This window comes from Nocardioides sp. (assembly GCF_034670285.1).
Lineage (GTDB): Bacteria > Actinomycetota > Actinomycetes > Propionibacteriales > Nocardioidaceae > Nocardioides.
On sequence record NZ_JAXMNS010000332.1, the window covers coordinates 1 to 4347 of the forward strand.

General features: G+C 71.2%; 7 protein-coding genes. All 7 read right to left on the minus strand.

Annotation, left to right across the window (positions count from 1 at the left end; all coding sequences use genetic code 11):
• Positions 1-45 precede the first annotated feature (45 nt).
• Positions 46-648: an FKBP-type peptidyl-prolyl cis-trans isomerase gene (locus VOI19_RS15130; protein WP_323793796.1), complete on the minus strand. Its 603-nt coding sequence runs from the start codon at positions 646-648 to the stop codon at positions 46-48.
• 43 nt (positions 649-691) lie between these two features.
• Positions 692-1489: an ABC transporter permease gene (locus tag VOI19_RS15135; RefSeq protein WP_323793797.1), complete on the minus strand. Its 798-nt coding sequence runs from the start codon at positions 1487-1489 to the stop codon at positions 692-694.
• On the minus strand, positions 1486-1830 hold the full coding sequence (locus tag VOI19_RS15140; RefSeq protein WP_323793798.1) for a hypothetical protein: 345 nt from the start codon (positions 1828-1830) through the stop codon (positions 1486-1488). The genes VOI19_RS15135 and VOI19_RS15140 overlap by 4 nt, the downstream gene beginning before the upstream one ends.
• 70 nt (positions 1831-1900) lie before the next feature.
• Positions 1901-2095 carry an ATP-binding cassette domain-containing protein gene (locus tag VOI19_RS15145; RefSeq protein ID WP_323793799.1) on the minus strand — a complete coding sequence of 65 codons (195 nt, stop codon included), beginning with the start codon at positions 2093-2095 and terminating at the stop codon, positions 1901-1903.
• Positions 2096-2118: 23 nt separating this feature from the next.
• Positions 2119-3477, minus strand: a complete 1359-nt coding sequence (gene glmM, locus VOI19_RS15150; RefSeq protein WP_323793800.1) for a phosphoglucosamine mutase — start codon at positions 3475-3477, stop codon at positions 2119-2121.
• A gap of 129 nt (positions 3478-3606) precedes the next feature.
• Positions 3607-4137, minus strand: coding sequence for a 30S ribosomal protein S9 (gene rpsI, locus VOI19_RS15155; RefSeq protein ID WP_323793801.1), 531 nt, complete (start codon positions 4135-4137; stop codon positions 3607-3609).
• Between the two features lie 66 nt (positions 4138-4203).
• A partial coding sequence (locus VOI19_RS15160) for an uL13 family ribosomal protein (protein WP_323793802.1) occupies positions 4204-4347 on the minus strand: 144 nt, incomplete at its 5' end.

Below are 4347 nucleotides of genomic sequence, written 5' to 3' on the forward strand. Positions count from 1 at the left end.
CTCAGTCGACTACCGGGTCGACTACTGGGTCGACTACTGGGTCACCTACTGGGCCTCGATGATGTCGACGACGAAGAACAGCGTCGCGCCGCCGGGGATGGCCGGGGGCGAGCCGGCCTCGCCGTACGCCTGGTCGGAGGGGATCGACATCACGACGCGGCTGCCGACGGGCACCCCGATGAGGCCCTCGTCCCAGCCCTGGATCAGCGAGCCGACACCGATCGGAGCCTGGAACGGGCTACTGCTGAAGCTCTCGTCGAACGGCGCGTCGGACTCGGGCACCTGGCCGAAGTAGTCGGCCGTGATGGTCTGGCCGACCTCGACCGGGGGCCCGTCGCCGGTGATGACCTCGTGGATGAGCAGCTCGTCACTGAGGGGGTCGATGTCGCTGTCGTCGAGCCCGACGACGTCATCGCCCTCGGTGAGGATCTCGGGCGACCAGGAGGGAAGGTCGCCGCTCGTCCTGCTCCCGCCGTCCTCGGTGTCACCGTCCACCTCACCGGGCTCGACGGAGGTTGCGGCATCGCCGGCAAGCACGGAGGCGGCCGAGTTGTCGTCGCCGCACCCGACGAGGAGGGCGCCGGCGAGCACGGTCGCGGCAACGGCTCCCAAGGGGCGGAGGGACGTGATCGAGGGGAGGTGGTTCATGGGCGCCAGACTAGCCAGGGCCTGGTCGTCTCCCGCGGGCGCGTCAGCTCAGGTCGCGCCGCAGGGTGGTGGCCCGCCCGAGAACCCCCAGGGCGAGCGCGTAGGCCAGCAGGACCGCCAGTCCGGCGCCCCGCGAGAGCAGCTCGCCGCCACCCGCGTCGACGAAGAAGCTGGCTCCCATCACGGCATCCGCAGCGGCGCCCGGGAGGTAGGCCGCGACCGGGGCCAGCGCGTCGACCGAGCCCAGCCCGATGCGGGCGATCGGCTCGACCAGCTGGGTGAAGCCGATGATCACCACGATCGCGGCGACCTGGTTGGTCACCACGGCACCGAACGCGACGCCGATGACCGCCCACACCGCGATCACCAGGGCACCGAAGACCAGCACCTCGACGACGTCCTGCTCACCGAGGAACGCGCCCTCCCCGATGCCGGCGAGCACGGGCGCTCCCCCGGCGACGACCGCGCACGCCGCGACGACGCCGTACAGGAGTCCGAGCGGCACCGCGGCCACGAGCTTGGCTCCGAGGAAGACCGAGCGCCGCGGTTCGACCAGCCACGACTGGGAGACGGTGCCGTGGCGGAACTCGGTGGTCATCATCAGGCTGCCCACGACGAGCGGGAAGACGTAGCCGATCGAGTTGATGAGCGAGTACACGATCGAGGCTGCCTGCACCCCTGACGCCGGTGGGACGCCGGGAGTCCCTGCGCCCTCGGCGTTGAGCGAGAAGGCGATGACGGCTGCCAGGAAGGCGAGGTAGCCGGCCATCACCAGCAGCAGGATCCACCACATGCGCGTGGACCGGAGCTTGCGGTACTCCGCGACGAGTGCCGATCTCATGACGATCCACCGCCTTTCCCCTGGTCGTGGGTCAGCCGCAGGAAGACGTCCTCGAGGTCAGCACCTCGCGGCGTCAGCGCGTGCAGCTCGAGCGCCGCGGCGTGGGCGACGGCGCCGATCGTCGGTGCCTCCACGCCGTGCACGACGAAGCCGGCCCCGTCGGACGCGATCGCCCACCCCTGCTGGTCGAGCAGCGCCCCCAGAACCGCGCGGTCCGGGCTCTCGACGTACGTCGTGTGCTCGGCGAGGTCGGCCAGCGCCGCGAGCGAGGAGGCGTGCACCAGACGACCCCGCACGATCACCACCACGTCGTCGACGGTGCGCTGGACCTCCCCGAGCACGTGGCTGGAGACCAGGACGCTCCGGCCCTCCGCAGCCAGGTGGCGCAGGAAGCCGCGCGCGCGGCCTCGCTCAGACCGCCGTGGGTCGCACCAGCCCCAGGACCATCCGGAGCGTGGTCGTCTTGCCGGAGCCGTTGGGCCCGAGAAACCCCGTCACCGCCCCCGCGCGCACGGTGAACGAGAGATCGTCGACCGCCGTGACCGAGCCGAAGCGCTTGGTCAGCCTCTCGACCGTGATTGCCTTCGGAGCTCCGCCGTCTGCCACGGCCTCACGCTAGCGCGTGCGGGTCAGAGGGAGAGTCGTTCGCGCACGACGGCAGCGAGCCGGTGCGCGACCTCGTCGGCCTGCTCCTGGCTGGGCGCCTCGACCATCACCCGCACGAGGGCCTCGGTGCCGGAGGGACGCAGCAGCACTCGTCCGGTGTCGCCGAGGGCCTCGGACTCGGTGGCGACGGCGGCCAGCAGCGCCTCGTCGGTCTCCGCGCGCGCCTTGTCGACGTCCGGGACGTTCACCAGCACCTGCGGCAGGCGGGTCATCGCGCCGGCGAGGTCGGCCAGCGAGCGGCCGGTGGCACTCATCTGCTGCATCACGTGCAGCGCGGTGAGGACACCGTCGCCGGTGGTGGCGTGCTCGCGCATGATCACGTGGCCCGACTGCTCGCCACCGAGGGTGTAGCCCCCGGCGCGCATCGCCTCGAGCACGTAGCGGTCGCCGACCCCGGTCTGCAGGACCTTCACCCCGGCGGCGCTCAGCGCCTGCACGAGGCCCAGGTTGCTCATCACGGTCGCCACGAGCGTGTCGTCGACCAGGTGGCCCGACTCGTGCAGGGCCAGGGCGAGCACGACCATCAGCTGGTCGCCGTCGACGACGGTGCCGGTGTGGTCGACCGCCAGGCACCGGTCGGCGTCGCCGTCCACCGCGAAGCCGACGTCGGCGCCGTGCTCGAGCACGGCCGCCTGCAGCGGCTCGAGGTGGGTGGAGCCGTAGCCGTCGTTGATGTTGAGCCCGTTGGGCTCGTCACCGATGGTGATCACCGTGGCGCCGGCCTCGGCGAAGGCGCGGGGCCCCACCTCGCTGGCTGCGCCGTGGGCGCAGTCGAGGACGACCTTCAGCCCGGCGAGGGGGCGGTCGCGAGGCTGGTCGAGGGTGCTCACGAGGTAGGCGGCGTACTGCGCCACCGTGCCGTCGTGAGGCTCCACCCGGCCGACGGCGTCGCCGGTGGGGCGCTCCCACTCCTGACCGAGGCAGGCCTCGATCTCGGCCTCGAGCGCGTCGTCGAGCTTGACGCCGCCGTGAGCGAGGAACTTGATGCCGTTGTCGGGCATCGGGTTGTGCGAGGCGCTGATCACCACGCCGACGTCGGCACCCAGCAGGTCGGTGAAGTAGGCGACGCCGGGGGTCGGCAGGACCCGCAGACGCAGGACGTCGACGCCGGCCGACGCCAGGCCGGCCACCACGGCGTGCTCGAGGAACTGCCCCGAGATGCGGGTGTCGCGACCCACGACCGCCAGCGGACGCCGTCCGGTGAACTCACCGTGTCCGACCAGGACGCGAGCGGCGGCGACGCCGAGGTCGAGGGCCAGCTCGGCGGTCAGGTGGCCGTTGGCCAGCCCGCGGACGCCGTCGGTGCCGAAGATGCGAGTCATTGCCTGCCTTGAAGGTCGGGGGTTCAGCAGTGGGGCACCACATGACAAAGCACCTGGCAGGGCGAGCGACCGCCGGCCGAAGCCGGCGATCGTCGAGACCCTTGCCAGGTGCTCGTCATGCAGCGAGTGTCAGCGCTTGCTGAACTGGGGCGCCTTGCGGGCCTTCTTGAGACCGGCCTTCTTGCGCTCGATGACGCGGGCGTCGCGCGTGAGCAGCCCGGCCTTCTTGAGCGTGGCGCGGTTGGCGTCGAGGTCGATCTCGTTGAGGCAGCGGGCCACGCCGAGACGCAGCGCGCCGGCCTGACCGGTGATGCCACCGCCGTGGATGCGGGCGATGACGTCGAAGCGACCGTCGAGCTGCAGGGCGGCGAACGGCTCGTTCACGACCTGCTGGTGCAGCTTGTTCGGGAAGTAGTCGTCGAGCTGGCGACCGTTGACGGTCCAGACGCCGGTGCCCGGCACGATGCGGACACGGGCGACGGCCTCCTTGCGCCGGCCGGTGGCCTGCGCGGGAGCGATGGTCGCGGGACGCTCGGGGGCGTCGGCGGAGGGGGCACTCTCGGAGCTGTAGGCAACGCCCTGCTCGTTGGTCTCGAAGGTCTCCTCGACCTCGTCAGTGCCGGCCTGGGTGCCCTCGTCGGTGTTGGTGGTGTCAGCCACGGTGATTCCTCGGTTCTCTCAAAGTCTGTGGGGTCTGCTGGAACAAGTCGGTGCGGTCGGCAGTGATTACTGCGCGACCTGCGTGATCACGTAGGGCACGACCTTCTGGGCCTCGTGCGGGTGGGTCGGGCCGCTGTAGACCTTCAGCTTCTTGATGATCTGACGTCCGAGCTTGTTCTTCGGCAGCATGCCCCAGACCGCGGCCTCGAC

What these genes read in the sequence shown, in the direction of transcription:
- VOI19_RS15130 (WP_323793796.1), bottom strand. Translation starts at nt 648, where the DNA reads ATGAACCACCTCCCCTCGATCACGTCCCTCCGCCCCTTGGGAGCCGTT.
- VOI19_RS15135 (WP_323793797.1), bottom strand. Translation starts at nt 1,489, where the DNA reads ATGAGATCGGCACTCGTCGCGGAGTACCGCAAGCTCCGGTCCACGCGC.
- glmM (WP_323793800.1), bottom strand. Translation starts at nt 3,477, where the DNA reads ATGACTCGCATCTTCGGCACCGACGGCGTCCGCGGGCTGGCCAACGGC.